The 21,314-nt window shown below is 63.7% G+C and carries 13 protein-coding genes; 6 read left to right on the top strand and 7 right to left on the bottom strand.

The genetic code is table 11. The features are described 5' to 3' along the window. The first annotated feature begins 26 nt into the window (after positions 1-26). The 3 genes from NVS32_RS01175 to NVS32_RS01165 all read left to right on the top strand — a co-directional run bounded on the left by NVS32_RS01175 (position 27) and on the right by NVS32_RS01165 (position 5,286). Complete coding sequence (locus tag NVS32_RS01175; RefSeq protein ID WP_258498393.1) at positions 27-2,138, top strand: alkaline phosphatase family protein; 2,112 nt, start codon at positions 27-29, stop codon at positions 2,136-2,138. Positions 2,139-2,241: 103 nt separating this feature from the next. Continuing rightward, complete coding sequence (locus NVS32_RS01170; RefSeq protein ID WP_258498392.1) at positions 2,242-4,335, top strand: alkaline phosphatase family protein; 2,094 nt, start codon at positions 2,242-2,244, stop codon at positions 4,333-4,335. A 120-nt stretch (positions 4,336-4,455) separates the two neighbouring features. Beyond that, entirely contained in the window at positions 4,456-5,286 is an 831-nt protein-coding gene (locus tag NVS32_RS01165; protein ID WP_258498391.1) for an HAD family hydrolase, read from the top strand. A gap of 130 nt (positions 5,287-5,416) precedes the next feature. Here NVS32_RS01165 and NVS32_RS01160 read toward each other — a convergent pair whose 3' ends face one another. Beyond that, a complete protein-coding gene (locus NVS32_RS01160) occupies positions 5,417-6,625 on the bottom strand; it encodes an NADP-dependent isocitrate dehydrogenase (protein WP_258498390.1) in 1,209 nt (402 codons plus the stop codon). Between the two features lie 86 nt (positions 6,626-6,711). Next, entirely contained in the window at positions 6,712-8,820 is a 2,109-nt protein-coding gene (locus NVS32_RS10870) for a DUF3825 domain-containing protein (RefSeq protein ID WP_303646446.1), read from the bottom strand. 380 nt (positions 8,821-9,200) lie between these two features. Between NVS32_RS10870 and NVS32_RS01145 the strand changes: the two genes are divergently transcribed. Together NVS32_RS01145 and NVS32_RS01140 are read left to right on the top strand one after the other, a co-directional pair. Continuing rightward, a complete protein-coding gene (locus tag NVS32_RS01145; RefSeq protein WP_032110352.1) occupies positions 9,201-10,532 on the top strand; it encodes an MFS transporter in 1,332 nt (443 codons plus the stop codon). Between the two features lie 55 nt (positions 10,533-10,587). Beyond that, a complete protein-coding gene (locus NVS32_RS01140; RefSeq protein ID WP_303646445.1) occupies positions 10,588-11,520 on the top strand; it encodes a glycerophosphodiester phosphodiesterase family protein in 933 nt (310 codons plus the stop codon). A gap of 13 nt (positions 11,521-11,533) precedes the next feature. On the opposite strand, the gene trmB is transcribed toward NVS32_RS01140, so the two are convergent. After that, on the bottom strand, positions 11,534-12,412 hold the full coding sequence (trmB, locus tag NVS32_RS01135; protein ID WP_258498389.1) for a tRNA (guanine(46)-N(7))-methyltransferase TrmB: 879 nt from the start codon (positions 12,410-12,412) through the stop codon (positions 11,534-11,536). A 10-nt stretch (positions 12,413-12,422) separates the two neighbouring features. Then, positions 12,423-12,716, bottom strand: a complete 294-nt coding sequence (locus NVS32_RS01130; RefSeq protein WP_258498388.1) for an NADH-ubiquinone oxidoreductase-F iron-sulfur binding region domain-containing protein — start codon at positions 12,714-12,716, stop codon at positions 12,423-12,425. 124 nt (positions 12,717-12,840) lie between these two features. Here NVS32_RS01130 and NVS32_RS01125 point away from each other — a divergent pair, with 124 nt between their 5' ends. After that, a complete protein-coding gene (locus tag NVS32_RS01125; RefSeq protein WP_059054970.1) occupies positions 12,841-14,019 on the top strand; it encodes an NAD(P)-dependent malic enzyme in 1,179 nt (392 codons plus the stop codon). A gap of 514 nt (positions 14,020-14,533) precedes the next feature. Here the strand turns inward: NVS32_RS01125 and NVS32_RS01120 are convergent. The 3 genes from NVS32_RS01120 to NVS32_RS01110 form a co-directional block, all read right to left on the bottom strand. Continuing rightward, positions 14,534-15,874 carry a serpin family protein gene (locus NVS32_RS01120; RefSeq protein ID WP_258498387.1) on the bottom strand — a complete coding sequence of 447 codons (1,341 nt, stop codon included), beginning with the start codon at positions 15,872-15,874 and terminating at the stop codon, positions 14,534-14,536. A gap of 106 nt (positions 15,875-15,980) precedes the next feature. After that, complete coding sequence (locus NVS32_RS01115) at positions 15,981-16,991, bottom strand: DMT family transporter (RefSeq protein ID WP_258498386.1); 1,011 nt, start codon at positions 16,989-16,991, stop codon at positions 15,981-15,983. Between the two features lie 285 nt (positions 16,992-17,276). Further along, on the bottom strand, positions 17,277-21,023 hold the full coding sequence (locus NVS32_RS01110; RefSeq protein ID WP_258498385.1) for a phosphoribosylformylglycinamidine synthase: 3,747 nt from the start codon (positions 21,021-21,023) through the stop codon (positions 17,277-17,279). Positions 21,024-21,314 lie beyond the last annotated feature (291 nt).

Genomic DNA, 21,314 nt, shown 5'->3' with positions numbered 1-21,314 from the left:
GGTTCGAGTTTGGAAGGAACGAAACCTTGAGAGGCAAGAACAGAAGGCTTGTCCCGGCGCTCGCGCTCCACGACGGGCTCTACGCCGCCGCCCTCGCGGCCGTGTGGGTGCTCGTGCCCGCCACGCCGGCCCTCGCCTACGTGGACCCCTCGGTCATGACCTACACCATCCAGGCGCTGGCCGCGGTGGCCGTGGCGCTCTCGGCGGTGCTGGGCGTGGCCTTCAGGCGGACGCGCAGGGCGCTCATGAGGCTTCTTCACATCGACGAGGACGCGGGCCGCGTGGTCGAGCCCGCGGTCTCCCGCATCGACCCCTCCTCGAAGGCCGCGGCCGACGCTGCCGCCCGCGAGGCGCTCTCGGCCGCCGGGGCCCCGGCGCATAGCGAGGGGAGACGCGCAAACAAGGAGACGGTCAAGTGGCCAAAGAGGCTTCTGCTCGCCCTTCTCGTCTCGGTCGCGCTGGTGATTACGTATCTCGTCGTTGCTCCGTTCGAGCTGCTTGCCGCCAATACCGCGGACTTGACCTATGGCCTCGATACCGTTTGGCCGGTGCTCGCCCGCACGGCAGTGCTGATCGCTGTCGTCGCAGCCCTCGTAATCTCCGTTATCCGCGGTCGTGCGTTTGACGTTGTGCTTGCGCTTGCTGCCGCCGTGACGCTTTGCGGTTATCTGCAGGCGATGTTCCTCAATGGATCGCTCCCCATCACTAATGGCAGTCTTGTCGACTGGGGCCTCTACAAGGGGCCAATGGTTGTGAGCGCGGCTGTTTGGGCCGCTTTGATTGCGCTGGCAGTAGTCATAGCCGTTTGGAAGCCGTCGGTCTCCCGCTTTGCGAACGCCGCGCTCGCAGGGGTGCTCATCATCGTCCAGGCGGTTGCCATCGCGTCGATCTGGCTCAACCCCACTACGGCCCCCGTTCCCAAGGACGAGGGAAACGTGTATACGGAGCAGGGACTCTTCGACGTCTCCGACAAGAAGAACGTCGTGGTCATTGTCCTTGACATGACCGACACCCAGTATCTTGAGGAGGTGTACGCGAACAACCCCTCGATGTTCGATTCGCTTGATGGGTTCACCTGGTATCAGAACTCGGTTGGGTCCCTTGCGCCCACGCGCTATGGCTGCTCGTACCTTCTCACTGGCCAGCTTCCGCAGGAGGGCGAGGACTTCCAGGACTACGTGAAGTCGTCTGTGAGCAACAGCACGTACCTTAGGGACATCAGTGCACTGGGGTATGACATTGGGGTCTATTCGGATTCGGGCTCGACAACCCATGGCGATCCGAATGCCCTCGCCGGGCTTGCTAAGAACGTCCATCCCCTTGATGACGGTGGCATGAGTGGCCTCGACGAGACAGGTGCGGTACGGATCATGTACAAGGCCGCGCTGTATCGTGACCTACCGTGGATGGTCAAGCCTTTCCTCTGGTACTACACCGACGAGCTCAACCAGCGGATGTCCACCCCCAAGGAGGAGGCGGATGACCTTGGTGATGTTCCCTACAACTTTGATGACCCGTCGTTCTACGCGCAGCTGAAGGCGAGAGGCCTCTCCATAAACAATGACGGGGAGGCAGGGTCGTTCCGCTTCATCCACCTTCTGGGTGCCCACTTCCCGTACACGATGGACGCGCAGGGCGAGCGGGTGGACGGCGAGACCACCTATGAGCAGCAGGCGCTCGGATCCTTCAGGATCGTCTCGACATACCTCGACGACCTCAAGGAGCTTGGCGTCTACGACAACACGACGGTCATCGTGACTGCCGACCACGGCAGGATCGACTTCATGTCAGACACCCCCATCGAGAGGCCGACGTCTCCGATTCTGTTCGTGAAGCCTGCGGGGGCTGCGCATGGGAGCCTTTCCATCGATGCGACGACTCCCGTCTGGGCGCCCGATGTGCTTGCGACCGTTATCGATCAGGCATCCGACGGCGACCAGGACTTGGTTGCAAAGTACGGGACTCCGGCGTATGACGTTGCAGCCACGTTCGACGACAAGCGCGTGCGCACATTTGATGCTCCAACGTGGGACGGGAACTATACGCCGCACATGTACCAGTTCAGCGTGATTGGCCCTGTGGAGGATTGGAACTCCTGGAGCCTCACGGGCGTTACTTGGGAGACGAACGAGCGCTAGACAGGATGCGCGAGAGATGCCAGCCGATGCCGTCTACTTCTCGGCGGCTTGCGCCAAGCGCATCTGGCGCTGACGCCGGTGGGAACGTAGGAGGAATGAGAACATGAGAAGCACGAGAAATGCGCTCGCGCTCCACGACGCGCTCTACGCGTTTGCCCTTACTGCCGTGTGGGTGCTCGTGCCCGCGACCCCGGCCCTCGCCTACGTGGACCCCTCGGTCATGACCTACACCATCCAGGCGCTGGCCGCGGTGGCCGTGGCGCTCTCGGCGGTGCTGGGCGTGGCCTTCAGGCGGACGCGCAGGGCCCTCATGCGGCTCCTGCACGTAGACGAGGGGGCGGGCCGCGTGGTCGAGCCCGCGGTCTCCCGCATCGACCCCTCCGGCAAGGCCGCGGCCGACGCGGCGGCGCGAGAGGCGCTTGCAGCCGCGGGCGGCAACGCGCGCGGGGCCGCCACGGGCCGCCTGGCGGGCGTCCCCTGGCGCCGCCGCCTCGCGCTCTCGCTTCTCGTCTGCCTGTTCGATGCATTTACGGTTCTCGTCGTGGCTCCTTACGAGCTCGTTGCCGCAAACTCTGCGTCGCTTGTCTTTGGCCTGGACAGCGTGTGGCAGCTCATCCTCGTGGCGGGGCTTCTCGTTGGCGTTGTCTGCGCCCTTGTCCTCTCAGTGTTCCGCGGGCGAGCGTTTGACGTGCTTCTCGCCCTGGCGCTTGCCGTTGGCATTGGCTCCTACGTGCAGACGCTCTTTCTCAATGGGGGCCTTACGGTTGCCGACGGCAACCTCATCGACTGGAGCAAGTACACCGGGGAAATGGTGGGGAACCTTCTCGTTTGGGGAGCCATTGCTGCTGCCTTGGTGACGCTTGCCGTTACGCGCGAGAAGGCCGGTAGGGCAGTCGCGGCGGTGGCGAGCGTTGCTCTCGTGCTTGTTCAGCTGGTGGGCGTGGTGAGCCTGTGGGTCTCGCCCCCGGATGGCTCGAGCATCCAGACCCAGAGGATTTACACCACCGAGCAGGGCATGTTTGATGTGTCGAAGAACAAGAATGTTATCGTGCTTGTCGTTGATACCGTTGACTCGCTCAAAACCAAGGCCGTCTACGACAATTACCCCGAGATGCTCGACGAGTTCACGGGCTTCACGTGGTACCAGAACAGCACCGGCTCGATGATACCCACGCGATACGGGATTCCATTCCTGCTCACGGGCTCTTATCCAAAGGCAGGGGAGACTTGGAACGACTTTTTTGGCCGTATCTACTCGGGTAGCACATTCCTGGACGATGTTTCCGCCCAGGGCTACTCGGCGGGCATCTACACCGATTCCTTTAGTCCCGATTATGCCAAAACGCGCACCATCAACGTGCATCCCCTTGATGCATCGAAGGCGCTCGACAAGCGGGGCACGCTCGAGATTCTCTACCAGTGCTCGCTCTATCGCGACATGCCATGGACACTCAAGCCCTTCTTCTGGTACTACACGGACCAGATCAACAATGCCATGTTCTCGAGCGAAGCTGAGAATGACCCCTCAAGCACGCCCTATGTCATGAATGACCCGGCGTACTATCAAAAGCTCAGGGAGCGAGGCCTCTCCATCAACAGCGAGGACGCCTCGTTCCGCTTCATTCACCTTGTGGGGACGCATACGCCCTACACGATGGACGCGCAGGGCAACCTCAACGAGGAAGGCACGAGCCTTGAGGACCAGACGCTCGGTACGTTCCACATCCTCTCCGAGTACCTGAGACAGCTCAAGCAGCTTGGGGTCTATGACCAGTCTACGATCATTGTGACGGCGGACCATGGCGAGTGGTACCTCACGGACGAGCCCCTTACCGAGCCCACCTCGCCCATCATCTTCGTGAAGCCTGCACAGGACGCTGGCGCCGACGCAGCGCCTTGCGCAATCTCCCAGGAGCCGGCCAGTCACAAGGACCTTCAGGCCACCATGCTTAAGGGCATGGGCGCCTCGCAGGACGTTCTCGACCACTACGGAGAGTTCAACGTGGCGCTTGAGGACCGACATGACCCCGCGGATCGCCTGCGCACCTACTGCATGCTTACGCACGACGGCAAGCGTGACTATGACCTGCTTGAGTATCAGATAGTTGGGGACGTCTCCGACTTCAACAACTGGCATCTCGACGGGAACGATTGGCGCAACGAGGAGGCCTGGAAGCAACGCGACGCCGAGAGGTAGCCTAAACCTCTAGGGCCAAGTTCGCGTAATCTGGGTTAACGGGGCGCCGTCGCCCGGAACGAGCGACGGCGCTTGTGGCACAGCATGATTGCCTGGTCGTGCAAGTGGAAGGGGCTCTCGATGGCGGGGTTTGGACATGCGAGAAAGGCGATGGCGAGCGACTTCGATGGGACGCTCTTCTTTGGGATTGGCGGTCGCGTCCATCCGCTCCATCGCTTTCTCCCTCGTGACCTCGCCGCTATCGAGGAGTTCCGAGCGGAGGGCGGCCTCTTTGGCGTGTGCACGGGACGCCCGCTCGGTGCCGTTCTCGACGATGCGGGGAACGCCCTCAGCTTTGACTTCGCCGTCACGAGCAGCGGAGCGTGCGTGAGTGATGCCGAGGGAAACACGCTGTTCTCGCGAGAAATACCTAATGACGACGTGCGGGCGGTCTTGGACGTTGCGCATGGGCAGACGTCGCGACCGTCATTCCTGGCTGTGAAATCAGGCTATCTTGTTCTTGGGGAGAGCAGCATTCCCGGGCTGCCCAAGGCGTTTCTCAAACGGCTGAGGGTCGTGAGCTCCGTTGATGAGGCGCTCTCGGTTGAGCCAGGGGAGCGCGGCGAATCGGTCCAGGTTGTCTCGCTGGGCTTTGCCAGCCAAGAAAGGGCTGCGAGCTTTGTTGCCGGGGTGGGAGAGCGGCTTGGCGGGAGGGTTGCGGCGTTTCAGAACCTCGACTCCGTGGACGTGGTGCCTGCGGGGTGTTCGAAGGGCACGGGGTTGGCAATCGCACGGGAGCGCTTTGGGCTGGGACTGGTTGGTGGCATAGGGGACTCGTTCAACGACCTGCCACTTCTTGGTGAGGCAGATGTGGCGTACACGTTCAACCGTGCGCCAGAGGTCGTTCGGGCGAGTGCCGATGTGCTGGTGGACGATGTCGCTGAGGCACTCGCGGACCTTGGGCGACGGTAAGGTAGTGAGACAAAGTAGGAGACAAAGGGGCAGTCCCTTTGTCTCATGGTCGACTGGCGAGCGAAAAGCGGGGGCGAGGCCATTGCGGCCTCGCCCCCCGAGCGCGATATTGGCGCCCGGGGGGCGTCTCCTACGCGCCAGCCTCAAGCTCCTCGCGGATGGCGAGGATGAAATCGCGCGTGTTGAGCTTGGTGGGGTTCTCCAGCGTGGTGATGCGTGCGAGGTCGCCCGTCATGCGGCCATCTTCGATGGTCTTGACGGTCGCGCGCTCCAGGCGCTTTGCGAAGTCGACAAGCTCAGGCGTTCCGTCCAGCTCTCCACGCTTTGCAAGCGCGCCGGTCCACGCGAAGATCGTGGCCACCGAGTTGGTCGACGTCTCCTCTCCGCGCAGGTACTTGTAGTAGTGGCGCTGAACGGTGCCGTGAGCAGCCTCATACTCGTACTGGCCATGGGGCGAGACCAGCACCGAGGTCATCATGGCAAGCGAGCCAAACGCGGATGAGAGCATGTCGCTCATCACGTCGCCGTCGTAGTTCTTGCACGCCCAGATGAAGCCGCCCTCGCTCTTCATGATGCGAGCAACGGCGTCGTCGATGAGGGTGTAGAAGTACGTGATGCCGGCTGCCTCGAAGCGCTCCTTGTACTCGGCCTCGTACATGTCGGCAAAGATGTCCTTGAAGCGGTGGTCGTAGATCTTCGAGATGGTGTCCTTCGAGGCAAACCACAGGTCCTGGTGCGTGGAGAGCGCGTACTCGAAGCAGCTGCGCGCGAAGCCCTCGATTGAGGAGTCCACGTTGTGCATGCCCTGGATGACGCCGGGCTGGTCAAAGTCGTGGATCAGGCGGCGCTCCTCGTGGCCATCGGCATCTGTGAAGACCAGCTCGGCCTTGCCGGCACCGGGCACGCGGTACTCGACGTTCTTGTACACGTCGCCGTATCCGTGACGGGCAATGGTGATGGGTCGCCTCCAGCACTTGACCACAGGCTCGATGCCCTTGACCACGATGGGTGCGCGGAAGATGGTGCCGTCGAGCATCGAGCGGATGGTGCCGTTGGGGCTCTTCCACATCTGGTGCAGGTGGTACTCCTCCACGCGCTGGGCGTTGGGGGTGATGGTTGCGCACTTGACAGCCACGCCCAGGCGCTTGGTGGCCTCGGCGGAGTCGATGGTCACCTGGTCGCCCGTCTCGTCTCGGTGCTTAAGGCCCAGGTCGTAGTACTCGGTCTTAAGATCGACGTACGGGCAGATAAGCTCGTCCTTGATGATCTGCCAGATGATGCGGGTCATCTCGTCGCCGTCCATCTCGACGAGCGGGGTCTTCATTTCGATCTTCGACATGCGTGCCTCCAGCGGGGTGTTGTTACGGACCTTCGTTGCCTTTGCGGCCCAAGCCTAGTCTGTGGTTCCAGTCTAGTCGACCAAGGCTACAGGACGATTTCCGGCGAGAGCCATGCGGACTGGTCACGGCTCACTACGCGCGCACAAGCATACGCGCGCGGCAGCGAGAGGATCGCTGCGCCACGGTATGCACCGGACGGCATGAGCTCAAGCGACATGGCGCAGTCGGCCACGCCATCGTCCACCAGGCAGAGCGGCAGCAGGAGCCGCATGGTACCAGTGGCGGGATCAAACGCCGGCGCTGCCATGCGGAAGCTTGCCTGTGCAAGGCGCAGCGAGAGGGACGTGGCATCCTGCAGTGCCCTGGCCATGCGTCGGTAGAGGCTGGGGTCTGCCTTTATTGCACGCGCCAGGTCCCTGCATGCGCCCCGTCCCAGACGGCCGCTGCCCGCGTCCACGCCCTCGCGCAGGAGGCGAGACGCCTCGGGGCTGTCGGCAAGTTGGTCGGCGAGGAAGGCGCGTGGCAGGCGCCCGACCTGCTCGCCGAGAAGTGCCGCGGTGTCCAGGATGAGCATGCGACCGGGCTGGCAGACGACGTCCTCAACGCGTTCGAGGTAGCTGGCCGGCTGGGGCAGATCGGGAAGCGTCGCCACAAGGCGGGCGCCAAGCTCGCCCGAGCCTGCCGTGGCAAATCCGTCGAGCTTCCAGGCAATGTCACCGACGTTGGGCGAGAAGACCGCGTAGACGTCCTCGCCAAAGGGAGTGAGCAGCCCCGTGTCAAACGCTGCGAGCGAGCCGTCTGCCGCCGTGGCAACGCGGTCCTGCTCAACGACACGATGGAAGGTTACGGTGAGATACTCGCGCAGGACGCCATAGCGGGACGGCGCGCCCACGCCCTCGCCGGGGAAGTTCCAGCGCTCGGGCGCCACCATGGTGGCAAGCGTCCCCAGGGTGCGCTCCCAGGAACCGATAACCGCAAACTGCGCAAACTCGCGAAGCGGGCTAACGATGGAAGTGCCCACGCCCTGCAGCGACGCACCAGAGAGGTCGCTCCACGCGCCCTCGTCGGCCGCGGGAAGGCCCTCAAGGCCAACCTGCTCGTGGACCATGCCGGTACCGTCGTCACCATCTACCAACGCAAGGCTCCACTGCTTGCCGGACAAGGGTCGTGACGTGCGGCGGATTGTGACCTCCACCGGGCCGGAGCCATCCTCGTGGAGGTAGCGGAGCGGGAAGGTGACGCGGCTCCTCGTGCCCGAGAGGGTCCCGGTCGAGCGGGCAACGCGCCAGTCCTCATCGAGCGTGCGGGTGACGTCGGCGTCGATGGGGAGCTTCTGGTAGAGCACGCGGAGAAGCTCGTCCTTGCAGTGGACCTCTGCCGAGAAGAGCTCGGGGAGGTTCTGGTGGGGGAGGGGCTGCGTGGCTGGGGCGGGTCCAGGGGCGGCTACCGGTGCGGGGGCCGGTGCCGGAGCTGGCGACGTGGCGGGTGCCGGAGTCTCGGGCTGTGCTTGGGCAGCTGCTGCGAGGTCCGCCTCCATGTCCTCGTAGGGGTCATAGGTAATGGTGAGGTTGATGCCAGAGTCGTTGGGCGTCTCGGGCTCCGGCTGCTCGCGGGTCTCGGCTCCAGTGGCCTCTGCCTGCGGCTCGTTTGGCTCTTTGGGGGTTTCGTCGGCAGGGGAGGGCTGCGGCGTCGGCGCAGGTGCTGGCGCCGGTTCGGGTTCCGGCACGGTTACGGTTTCAGGCTCCGGCTCCGGCGCGGATGCCGGCTCTGGCTCGGCCGGAGCTTCCGGTTCCGGTGCGGGCTCCGGCTTGGCCTCGGGCTTCTCAACGTGGCGTGGCTTTGTCGGTTTGGGGTCGTGCGAGCCCTTGCGACGCTTCCACGGCTTGCTCTTGCTTCCCTTCTCTCCTGCGTTGCCAGAGCCAGACTGTCCCGCGCGCTCGAGGTAGCCGTCGTACTCCTCGTTGGGCACAATCGTTGCGTAGACGCGCCCCTTTTTGAAGACGGTGAGCCGAACGAACTCGGGAAGCGCCTCCATAAGCGATTGAATGTCCTCCTGCCCAAGGTCCTGCGGCGCAATGCCGTCCTCCAGAAGCACCTCCTCGACGCGCGAGAGAAGTGCCTGGTGGTTGGTCCCAAGGGTGGACGAGAGAAGCTTGTACAGGTAAAGCCTGTTTCCTGGTGTGATTCTGGGCATCGTTTACGGCCTTCCTTTAAGAGCTCCTGGGTGGGAGCCTGAGTTTGCAAGTTTCTACAGTATCACCCGCGGGTGTCGGCGCACAGCGGATTCGGCGCGGATGGGGCTTGCGCCGACGAGAGCGGAGAAAATCTTCTCTCGGGCGAGAAAACGGCGCCGGGACGTGGGTTTCAGACGGGATTCCGTACGAGACGCGCCCTCCGGCGTCAAAATGGCGCCGGAGCGTGAGTTGTCGCAGGGATTCCGTACAAAAGGGCCCCTTGGGCGCCGCCGGGCGAGGAGCGCGCCGCCTGCCAGACCGCCGGCGGCCGACGGCACCACCGACCCTCCTGCCAGCTAGCATCAAAGATGTGCGGCAACCCCGGTGTTAGGAGGAACCCGTGAAACTCAATGTGCGCAGGACCGTCCTTATCGGCTTTGCGTTCTTCTCCATCTGCGCGTTCTGGCAGATGTACAACAGTGTGATTCCGCTCATGCTCACGAACACGTTCCACCTAGACGAGACCTTCTCGGGCATGATCATGGCTGCCGACAACGTCCTTGCCCTCTTCCTCCTGCCGTTCTTTGGCTCGCTCTCGGACCGCTGCCACAGTCGCCTGGGCCGCCGCATGCCCTTCATCCTCGTGGGTACGGCGCTTGCCGTGGTTGGCATGATCTTCCTGCCCATCATCAACAACGCGTACTATGCGGACGGCTCGGGCGCCCTTCTCGCCGCATTCATTGGCGTTCTGCTCTTTGTGCTTGTTTCCATGGGCACCTACCGCAGCCCAGCCGTAGCGCTTATGCCCGACTGCACGCCCAAGCCGTTGCGCTCGCCCGCAAACGCGATCATCAACCTCATGGGTGCCGTGGGCGGCATCATCTACCTGGGGATTGCCTCCGTGCTCTACAACAAGGGCCGCACTGCTGGCCTCGATCACGTGGACTACCTGCCGCTCTTTGTGATTGTGGCTGCCATCATGGTGGTCTCGGTAGCTATCGTGTTTCTCACCGTAAAGGAGCCCAAGCTCGAGGCCGAGGTCGCGGCATACGAGGCAAAGCACCCCGAGGAGAACCTTGTCGAGAAGGACGCCGCCACGGGCAAGGAGGTGCTCCCCGCGCCGGTTAGGCGCTCGTTGGGCTTCCTTCTCGCGTCCATTGCCCTGTGGTTCATTGGCTACAACGCCATGGAGACCTGGTTTACCACGTATGCGCAGGCAGAGTGGGGCATGGCGCTGGGCGAGGCAAGCCGCTGCCTCATCGTGGCCAACGTGGGCGCCATTGTCTCGTACATTCCCGTGGGGGCCATCGCCAGCCGCGTGGGGCGCAAGCGCACCATCCAGGGCGGCATTGTGCTTCTCGGCGGAGGCTTTGCGTTCTGCGCTGCCTGGACCTTTGCCGGCATGGGCTTCTCGCCCGCGCTCTACGTGGTGATGATCGTCCTTGGCATGGGCTGGGCCGGCATCAACGTGAACTCGCTTCCCATGGTGGTCGAAATGTGCAAAGGCTCCGACACCGGCAAGTTCACGGGGCTCTACTACACCTTCTCGATGGCCGCGCAGACGGTCACGCCCATAGCCGCGGGCTGGCTCATGCATAACGTGAGCTACCGGTCGCTCTTCATCTACGCCACGGTGTTTGTTGCCGCAAGCTTCGTTACAATGCTGTTCGTGCACCACGGAGACTCGAAATTGGTCGAGAAAAGAGGGCTCGAATCGTTCGACGTCGACTAGCGTGCCGCCGGCTCGGCGTGCCTGGCGTTGTCGACGCCTGGATGGAGGATTGTCGATGGCAAACTGCATCATTCGCAAGCATCCGGCGCTCTTCGCTGCCGGCATCGCCGCAGGTCTTGGGGCTGCTGCCGTGTATGGCATGGCACCCCGTACGGGCAACAAGACGGTTGACGAGCGCTGGAACGAGTTTGCGCGCTACCGCTACGCGCACCGCGGCCTCCACGACGACTCCCTTGGCGCCCCCGAGAACTCGCTTGCCGCCTTTAGGCGCGCCCGCGAGTACGGCTTTGGCGTGGAGCTTGACGTGCACCTCACCGCTGACGACCGCCTGGTTGTCATCCACGACTCCGACCTCAAGCGCATGACGGGCAAGGAGGGCACCGTCGAGGAGCTTACGCGCCCGCAGCTCGAGGAGTACCGCCTCAACGGCACCGACCAGGGCATTCCCACGCTTGGCGAGGTCCTGCGCATCTTCGAGTGGGACGGTAGGGGATCCATGCCCGCGCCGCTCATCATCGAAATCAAGACCTACTGCGAGAACGCTGACCTTCTCACCAGCCGCGTCATGGAGTGCCTGGACACCTTTGACGTGCGCTACTGCATCGAGAGCTTCGATCCCGCCGTGCTGGTGTGGCTGCGCCGCAACCGCCCCGAGGTCATCCGTGGGCAGCTCTCGATGGACTTTCTCGCGGACGACGCCGGTGCAAGCGCCAAGGCCCTGCCGCTGCCGCTGCGCGTGGGGGCAACCGCGCTTCTCGGCAACGTGGCCACCAAGCCGGACTTCATTGCGTACCGCTTCGACGACCGCGAGCAGCCCGCGGTGCGTCTGGTGTGCGGGACTCTCGGCGGCAAGCTGGTCACGTGGACCATTCGCAGCGAACGAGACATGCTGGCCTCCGAGGCCGAGGGTGCGCCGGTGATCTTTGAGGGCTTTGTGCCTGCGCCGCAGTCCTGCGTAGCCGCACACTGGGCCAGCGCCACGGCATAGCCGGAAGGCGGCTCTAACAGATTTTTTCGCCGCCGCTGGCTGACCCGCTGCCCTTGTGACCCTTTGCCCAGAGCTTTGCCTCGCGGTTGCGCATGTTCCACACTGTGGCCTCCATGCCCAGGGGCACGTAGTCGAGCTTCTCGAGGTCCTGGGGGAGGTATTCCACTAGACCGCGCTGGGGAGTGGGCGAGAAGTGCGCGGGTTCTGGTCCGGGCGTCGCCTCCAACGCGAAGACCTTGGCGCCGTTGGCAGCGAGGCGTTCCTCGTAGCCGCTTGTGGGGTCGTTGGGGAAGTCTGCCCGGGCGTCCTCGCTTGTCCAGAGAACCTGATAGCCCGCGGCGGCAAGCTCCTCGAGCGTGAAGAGGTAGAGGGGGTGGCTGTCTGTCTTGAGCCGCAGCGTGCCGTCCGGTGCAAGGATGCGGCGGTACTCCATGAGGCAGGTGGCATCCGTAAGACGGCGGCGTGCCTGACGTTTGCGGGGGAACGGCGTGGGGAAGTTGAGGTAGATGCGCGAGAGCTCGCCGGGGGCGAAGGCCTCGGTCACGCGGTGGCCGTCCCAGGCGAGAAAGACAACGTTCTTGAGGCCGCTCTTTGCGGCGAGGCCACCGGCGTAGGCCATGCAGAGCGGCTCGCCGTCCATGCCGAGGAAGAGCACGTCTGGCTCGCGACGAGCGGACTCCACCGTGAAGGCGCCCTTGCCGCAGCCCAGGTCAAGCCGGACCTCGCGAAAGCGCCCGGCGCCCGCCGCTCCGCCTGCTGCGGAGGTGCCGCCCAGAGGGTAGCAGGCCTCCGCCCAGCGTCCGGCGTAGTCCTGGGGCGCAGGCTCGATGAAGTCCGCGTAGCGCTCGAGGCGCTCCTCGAGGACAAAGTGCTTGGGTGTGCGTGCGTGCATGGGGCCTCGGCTATTCTTTGCTCGTCTCGGCGCTGGATGCGGACGCTGACGGCTCGGTGGATGCAGCGCTCGCGCTTCTCCCGCCGCCGAGCGTGAACGTGGTTGCGGCGTGCAGCATGTTGACCTCTGCCAGTTCGAGCTTGCCGTCGATGTAGGGCTGGTACATGGCGTCGATCGAGCCCACGCCCATCGAGCAGCCGCTGCACTGCTCGCACGAGCCGTCGCCGCAGAAGCTCAGCCCGCGGCGCACGATCTCCTCGCGTTCCTCTCGCGTGGTGTCCTTGATGAGGACGCTCTGTGCCATGGCAACCCCTTTGGTCGAGTGATTTCTCTTGGGAGTATAGGCCGCAGAGGTCGGGCAGGCACGCCGCGTGAAGGCTTAAGATAGACAGGTCGTGTAAGTGTCCTCGAATGTCAAAGGAGCCAAGATGGCTGACGATGCAAAGCAGCATGCACTTGACGCACACAAGGAGTGGCACGGCAAGATCGAGGTCGTGAGCAGGGCCAAGATCAGCACGCCGGAGGAGCTTGCCGTTGCCTACACGCCAGGCGTCGCCGTTCCCTGCCTGGAGATCCAGAAGGACCCGAGCCTCTCGTACGAGTACACCCGCCGCTGGAACCTGGTTGCCGTGGTGACCGACGGCTCCGCGGTTCTCGGCCTGGGCAACATTGGCCCCGAGGCGGGCATGCCCGTCATGGAGGGCAAGTGCGCCCTCTTCAAGACATTCGCCGACGTGGACGCCTTCCCCCTGTGCATCCGCTCCAACGACGTGGATGAGATCGTGCGCACCGTGCAGCTGCTCGCCGGCAGCTTTGGCGGCGTGAACCTAGAGGACATCTCCGCGCCGCGCTGCTTCGAGATCGAGCGTCGCCTCAAGGAGACCTGCGACATCCCCGTCTTCCATGACGACCAGCATGGCACCGCGGTCGTGACCTGCGCAGCGCTGATCAACGCGTGCCGTCTCACCGGCCGTGACCTCGGCGACGTCAAGGTGGTCTTCTCGGGCGCCGGCGCCGCGGGCATCTCCATCGCTCGCCTCATGAAGCGCATGGGCGTGAAGGACATCATCATCTGCGACCACACGGGTGCCATCTACGAGGGCCGCGACGGCCTGAACCCGGTGAAGCAGGAGGTCGCCACCTGGACCAACACCGAGAAGGTCCAGGGTTCGCTCGCCGACGCACTTAAGGGCGCGGACGTCTTTGTGGGCGTCTCCAAGCCCAACTTGGTCTCGCAGGACATGGTACGCTCGATGGCCAAGGACCCCATCATCTTTGCCTGCGCGAACCCCGTGCCCGAGATCATGCCCGACGAGGCGCTGGCCGCCGGCGCGGCCGTGGCGGCAACGGGCCGCTCGGACTTCCCCAACCAGATCAACAACGTTCTGGCGTTCCCCGGCATCTTCCGCGGTGCGCTTGACGTGCGCGCGAGCGACATCAACGACGACATGATGGAGGCCGCGGCCTACGCCATCGCCGGTCTGGTGGACGACGAGCACCGTGCGGCGGACTACATCATCCCTGGTGCCTTCGACAAGCGTGTTGCGCCCGCCGTTGCTGCAGCCGTGGCCGACGCTGCGCGCAAGAGCGGGGTTGCGAGGATTTAGCTTCGGGCGTTCGAGTACTCGAACGAACGGATTTGAGAGGGCGGGCCTTCGGTCCGCCCTCTTTTCGTGACGAAGCTGCACGTTATTCTGGCGGAGGTGTCTCTCCTTGGGTTACGGAGTCGCCATTCTCGCCTGATGGTTGCATCGAACTGCCCTGTGTTACACATTGGGGCGCTTTCGTGCATCGAACTCCCCTTCGTTACACGTAGTTTTGGGAGCCTCTCAAGTAGCCAGGGAACAGTCAAAGTAAGAAATCGCAGGTAGAGAGCAGAATCAACTATTTAATAAATTTGGGAATACTCAAATCTGTCAGAATTGGCGTGTAACGAAGGCGAGTTCGATGCAGTTTTGTCCGGAATTGTGTAACGAAGGCCAGCTCGGCGCAATCGACGAGTTCAACGTTACTCATTCCTTCGATTGTCGGAGCCGTAGGTGATTCCTTGGGAAAGCGTGGGAGACTCACACGTTTTTCCAACGAATAATGTGGGAGTTGCGTTGGCGAGACTTACGGCGCCTACTCCATGTGTGTCAGAACGCCTGCAAACAGTGGCGTCAGGGTCATGTTGTCAATGATGAAGTAGACAAAGGGCCGGTCTAGGATGACCTCCCGGACCTCGGGCTCGTCCGGCGTGGCCGTTGAGCAAGTCATGCCTATTGATGTGACCGCTGCCGCTTTTGTGCCTGTCTCGTTTACGTCGATGAAGGTCTTTTGGAGTACGGTGCTTATGGCAAGGTTGCCGTCCTTGAGGGTAGCCAGGCGCGAGAAGTCGGCGAGCTTTGGGTCGAAGGCATCGCGCACGCCCATGGCTACCAGCTGGTCGTTGAGTGTGGTCTGGTAGTCAAGCGAGAACTTGGGGAGTCCGGCGGATGCCTTAATGTTGGAGATTGGGTTTGCAATCACCTCATGCAGGGATGTGCCATCCAGCGACGCCACGAGGTCTGCGAGCTGCACGTCCTGCTTGGGGAGCAGCGCGACAAAGGCAAAGTTGTAGTCCTTATAGGGCTTCAGGAAGCCCTCTGCGAGGTTGTTCTCAAGGTAGGCGGTCTCGTGCGAGTGCATCATGCGGACGCTCTGCTCGTCTCCTTCCTCGGTCGTGAAGGTGTCGCCCTGCACGTCGCCTTCTTCATATGGTTCTTGCCAAACGTCATCAAAGGCCAGAGCGTTAATGAGAAAGAGTTGCTCATCTTCGGTAATGCGTTCCACAAGCTGGTCAATCATGCCATCAGTCTTGGAACTGACCCAGGAATTGATATCGTCGGCGGTTGTGGAGTCAAACGGTGCCGAGAATGCCTGCGCGTAAAGGTTGCCTTTACAGGTGGCGAGGTAATCATCCGAGACGCTGAGGTCATCTGACGCCCTCAGCCAAATGGAGTTTGCGCACTTGAGGGCGAGGGCGCCGCCATTCTGCTGCGTATCATAGAGGCCCTCGCCAGAGATGCGGCGGGCGTAAGCGCCCAGGTAGGTCGCAAGTGAGTCGATATCCATGCCCGTTGCGGTCTCTAGCTGGGAGAGCGTATCGCTTGTGGCACCGGTTTCCGCGAGGGCCAGGGCAAAGAGCGCCGAGAGGGGAGAGACAAGCACGTTTGCCTGCTGGTTTGTGGGATAGGTGCCCTGAAGCAGGCGAGAAGTGAAGTCAAAGAGTGCGTGCATAGTTGTTTGGTCTGTGAGAGCGTTAGCGATGGGCCCCTGAGTGAGCGAAGCGTCCTTTACATCTGCAGTGAGGTCCGTGGCAGAGATGGCTGGCGCGTTATCCTGCGCATTGTTTCTGCAGCCTGTGAGCGCAGTACCAAGCGAGAGCGCTGCGGGCATACCGAGGAGAGCGAGGACAGTGCGTCGTTTAACGAGGCGTTCCATGGGGACTCCCTTCGTATGGGGTAACGAAATTATATGTGGAGGAGTCCCTGGGATCGCTCGCAAGCTGCCCGACGAGCGTTTTTACGCGTTTATCGGGGGCTGTTTTCTAGCGAGCCTCACTCCCCGGGGCGTCGGTTGCGCTCTCGGCCCGTGTACCTACCCGGTTCACCACAACAATCCCTGCGCTCACCAGCACCAACGCGCAGATGGAGCGCACGGGGTCAACCTGCTGGTACTCGCCGAGGAGCACTGCAGAAAGCACGAAGCCAAACACCGGGTTCATGAACCCATAGACCGAGATGCGCGAGACCGAGTTTACGGAAAGCAGGAGCGACCACACGCTGTATGCCGCCGCCGAGATGAACGCCATGTATGCGAGCAGCGCAATGGCGTTCGGTCCGGTGGGCGAAAGCGTCCCGCCGCCTGCCACGCCCATCGCCACGAGGCCCAGGCCGCCCACCACAAACTGCCATCCACTGAGCAGCACCGGGTCATGCCTCAGCGAGAGTCGCTGGATAAGGCAGGAAGACGTCGCCGAGCACAGCGCGCTGAGAAGGATCATCCCCTCGCCGTCGGGCGAGAATGAAAACGAGAAGCTGCCCAGGCTACCACCAAGATTGATGAGAACCACGCCAGCAAACCCCAGGAGGCACCCCGCCACCTTCCTGCCGGTAAGCCGCTCTTGGCGAAACGCCAGCGCCGAAAGCAGGATGGCAAAGAAGTTGGCGCTTGCCTCGATGACCGAGCTCGTGGTTCCCGCGGCGTGCGCAAGTCCCAGGTAGAAGAAGGCGTACTGCCCAAAGGTCTGGAAGAGTGCGAGCAGGCAGATGCCGCCAACGTCGGTGCGCTTGGGCGCCAGAGGCCTTCTGCGGGCAATGCTCACAAAGACGATGACCATTGCCCCGGCAAGAAGGAAGCGCGTTCCCGCAAAGAGCATCTGGGACGCGGTGTCGGTGCCCGCGATGTCAAACAGCGCGTAGCCAATCTTGATGCAAGGGAACGCCGACCCCCAGAGAAGGCAGCAGAACGCGGCCGCGAGCAGGGCTCCCCACGTGCTCGTAAGGAAACGCTCCTGCCGCTCTCCCATGTGGAACTCTGTGCTGCTTGCTCGTGCCATGTTGCTCCTCCCGCGTAGCCGGCGAACCAGTATACGCGGCGTGCTTGTAGTTCGCAGACAGCGTGAGCAGGGCTGTGGGGCCGAAATTAGACGTTTTGGGGCCGAGAAGCCCTCGAAAACGTCTAACACGAGCCCCGCAGCCCCCGGCGACCACCTCAGGTTGCGTCAGCAGGTAAGAAAGCGACCCCCGGAGGGGCCGCAGTCGGCCTTCCCCCGAGGGTCGTGTTCTTGATGTTCTTCGACCATCGGGGGAAGGCCGACTGCGGCTACCCCCTCTGGCTGCGCTTACGCGAAGTAGCTCACACCACCCTCGAACAGCGGCTGGTACGCGTTGCCGGGCACGTTCTTGTAGAGGCCCTCTCCGCTGCGCTCGGTGTGGCCCATCTTGCCCAGTACGCGTCCGTCGGGCGAGGTGATGCCCTCGACGGCCATGAACGACCCGTTGGGGTTGGAGCGCAGGTTCATGGACGGCAGTCGGTCGGCGTTCACGTACTGCGTAGCAATCTGCCCCGCAGCCTCCAGGCGCTCCAGCTCGTCGGCGGTGCAGACGAAGCGTCCCTCTCCGTGGCTGATTGCGATGTTGTGCACGTCGCCCACGTTGCACTTGGAGAGCCACGGCGAGATGGTCGACGCCACGCGCGTGCGCACGAGGCGGCTCTGGTGGCGCCCAATGGGGTTGAAGGTGAGGGTGGGGGAGTCCTCGCGCGCGTCCACGATGTCACCGTAGGGAACAAGCCCCAGCTTGATGAGGGCCTGGAAGCCGTTGCAGACGCCCAGCATGAGGCCGTCGCGCGCCTGGAGCAGGTCGCGCACCGCCTCGGTGACGGCGGGGTTGCGGAAGAACGCCACGATGAACTTGGCCGAGCCGTCGGGCTCGTCGCCGCCGGAGAAGCCGCCTGGGATGAAGACGATCTGGCTCTCGCGTATGGCGTGTACCATGGCGTCGACGCTCTCGGAGACCGCCTGCGGCGTGAGGTTGTTCACGATGACCGTCTTGGCCACGGCGCCCACGCGCTCAAACGCCCGCGCGGAGTCGTACTCGCAGTTGGTGCCCGGGAAGACGGGGATCACCACGCGCGGCTTGGCGTAGCTGGCACCTGCCGTGTGGCGCGTAGGCGTGACGCCTGCCTTCTCGGCGTCAAACGAGATGGGCGCGCATGCCGATCCCTCGGCCTTGCCCAGGTACGGATACACGCCCGAGAGCGCGTTCTCCCAGGGCTTCTGCAGGTCGTTCAGGATGGACATGCGCTCGCCGCATGCGTAGAGCGCGTACTCCGCGAGCGTCTGGCCAAACGCGGCAACGGTCACGCCCTTTGGCGCCTCGGGCAGGTTGGCGTCCTGCGCAAGCTCGATCACAAAGCTGCCGTACGCGGGGTTGAGCAGTGCCTCCTGGGTGAACTCGGGGCGCACGCGCAGGCCAATGAAGTTGCCCACGCACATCTTGAACATGGCCTCGGCCATGCAGCCGTAGCCCGGCGTGCTCACCGCGCGCGCGGCACCGGAGCCAATGAGCTTCTCGACGTAGTCAAACGCGGCGAGAAGGGACTCCGCTGTGGGAGTGATGCCGTCGTCGGCGTACTCCGGCACAACAACGATCACCTGGTCGTCGGCGTGCTTGAACTCCGGCGAGGTCACGCGGTCGACCTTGCCCAGACCGGTGGCAAACGAGACCAGCGTGGGTGGCACGTCGAGGTCTTCGAACGAGCCGGACATGGAGTCCTTGCCACCAATGGAGCCAATGCCCAGGTCGAGCTGGGCCATGAGCGCGCCGAGAAGAGCGGCCGTGGGCCTGCCCCAGCGCCTGGGGTCGTCGCGGAGCTTCTCGAAGTACTCCTGGAACGTGAGGTAGAAGTTCTTGTGCTCGAAGCCCATGGCAACGAGCTTGGAGACGGACTCAACAACGGCCAGGTAGGCACCCGTGTACTCGTCCTCGCTCATGAGGTAGGGGTTGTAGCCCCACGCCATGCCCGAGCACGTAGTGGTCTCGCCGTCCACGGGGAGCTTGGCTGCCATGCCAAGCGCCGGCGTGAGCTGGGTCGTGCCACCAAACGGCATGAGGACTGTCGCGGCGCCAATGGTGGAGTCGAACCTCTCTGCCAGGCCCTTGTTGGACGCTACGTTGAGGTCTGTCACGAGGGAGACCATCTTCTGCGCAAAGGTGTCGCCGGCCCACTCGTGGTGGTACTCGTGCGGCGCGCAGACATGAACCGAGGTGGACTTGGGCGCGCCATTGGACGAGAGGAACTCGCGGCTCACGTCCACGATGGTCTTTCCGCGCCAGGTCATGCGCAGGCGGGGCTCCTCGGTGACCTCGGCGACCACCGTGGCCTCGAGGTTCTCCTCGTGCGCATAGCCCAGGAACTCGTCCACGTCCTCGGGAGCCAGCGCCACGGCCATGCGCTCCTGCGACTCGGAGATGGCAAGCTCAGTGCCGTCGAGGCCGTCGTACTTCTTGGGCACGCGGTCAAGATCAATGAGAAGGCCATCGGCAAGCTCGCCGATGGCAACCGAGACGCCGCCGGCGCCAAAGTCGTTGCAGCGCTTGATGAGGCGGCACGCGTCGCCGCGGCGGAAGAGGCGCTGCAGCTTGCGCTCGGTGGGGGCGTTGCCCTTCTGGACCTCGGCGCCGTCCTTCTCGAGCGACTCCACGTTGTGCGCCTTGGAGCTGCCCGTGGCACCACCGATGCCGTCGCGGCCGGTACGGCCGCCGAGAAGCACGATCTTGTCGCCCGGGGCGGGGCACTCGCGGCGCACGTGGTCCGCGGGCGTGGCACCCACAACGGCGCCGATCTCCATGCGCTTGGCCACGTAGCCGGGGTGGTAGAGCTCGGAGACCTGGCCGGTGGCAAGGCCGATCTGGTTGCCATAGGAGGAGTAGCCGGCCGCCGCCGTGCGGCAGATCTTGCGTTGCGGGAGCTTGCCGGGAAGCGTGCTCGACACGGGCGCCGTGGGGTCGGCCGCGCCGGTCACGCGCATGGCCTGGTACACGTAGCTGCGGCCCGAGAGCGGGTCGCGGATGGCGCCGCCAATGCAGGTGGCCGCGCCGCCAAAGGGCTCGATCTCGGTGGGGTGGTTGTGCGTCTCGTTCTTGAAGAGGTAGAGCCAGTCCTCGTCGTGGCCGTTGACGTCGACCTTTGCCTTCACGGTGCAGGCGTTTATCTCCTCGGACTCGTCGAGGCCGGTGAGCTGGCCCGTGTGCTTGAGCCACTTGGCGCCAATGGTGCCCATGTCCATAAGGCAGACGGGCTTGTTGTCGCGGCCAAGCTGGTGACGTACGTCCATGTAGCGACGGAACGCGGCCGCTGCCTGGGTGTTGTCGAACTGGATGTCGGTGAGGCCGGTGCCAAAGGTGGTGTGGCGGCAGTGGTCGGACCAGTAGGTGTCGATCATGCGAATCTCGGTGATGGTGGGCACGCGCCCCTCGTGCGCAAAGTAGCTCTGGCAGAACTTGGCGTCCGCCACGTCCATGGCTAGGCCGCGGTCGCGCACAAAGTCCTCGATGCCCTTCTCGTCAAGATCGAGGAAGCCGTCCAGGACCTCGACGTCTGCGGGCTCCGGGTAGACGGTGGCGAGGGTCTCGCGCTTCTCGAGCGATGCCTCGCGCGCCTCGACCGGGTTGATCACGTAGTGCTTGATGGCCGTAAGGTCATCATCGGTGAGCGCGCCCTCCAGCACATAGACCTTGGCGTTTCTCACCGTGGGGCGCTCGCCCTGCGAGACGAGCTGGATGCACTCGGCCGCCGAGGCGTCGCGCATGTCAAACTGGCCGGGCAGGGACTCCACGGCAAAGACGCGTGCGCCCTCAGCCACCTCGGGCATCTCGCACGTGGCGCGGTCGGTCTGGGGCTCGGAGAAGACGATCGGCACGCACTGCTCGAAGAGCTCCTCGGAGATTCCCTCGACGTCGTAGCGGTTGATGATGCGCAGGCCTGTGAGCGACGAGATGCCCAGCATGTGCCGCAGCTCGTGGCTGAGCGCCCGCGCCTCCCCGTCGAATCCGTCCCTTTTCTCAACGTAGATGCGCGAGACCATCGAGGCCACCTTTCGTGATGGGTGTGGGCTGGGCACGTCGCGTGTGCGACGCCAAAGGACCGCCCACCATTCTACGGCAGCGAGGGCTCCGGCGTCGGAAGGTGGCGCGCCTGTCACACATTCGTTGCCAAAGCTCGACTAGAGATGTCAGCGGGTCGCCAGCGAGAGCCGCGTCGATCCGCCCGACAAGCGCTTGACGCCTGAGTCACGCACGGTCGCGATTTGGCTTTGTGTGATGCTGGGCTTTTGCTCGTCTCGTCCTCAGCCGTGCGTAATTCCGATGCCCGCGGG

The sequence above is a fragment of the Tractidigestivibacter montrealensis genome (assembly GCF_024741235.1).
GTDB lineage: Bacteria > Actinomycetota > Coriobacteriia > Coriobacteriales > Atopobiaceae > Tractidigestivibacter > Tractidigestivibacter montrealensis.
This window is presented reverse-complemented; position numbering and strand designations above follow the sequence as displayed.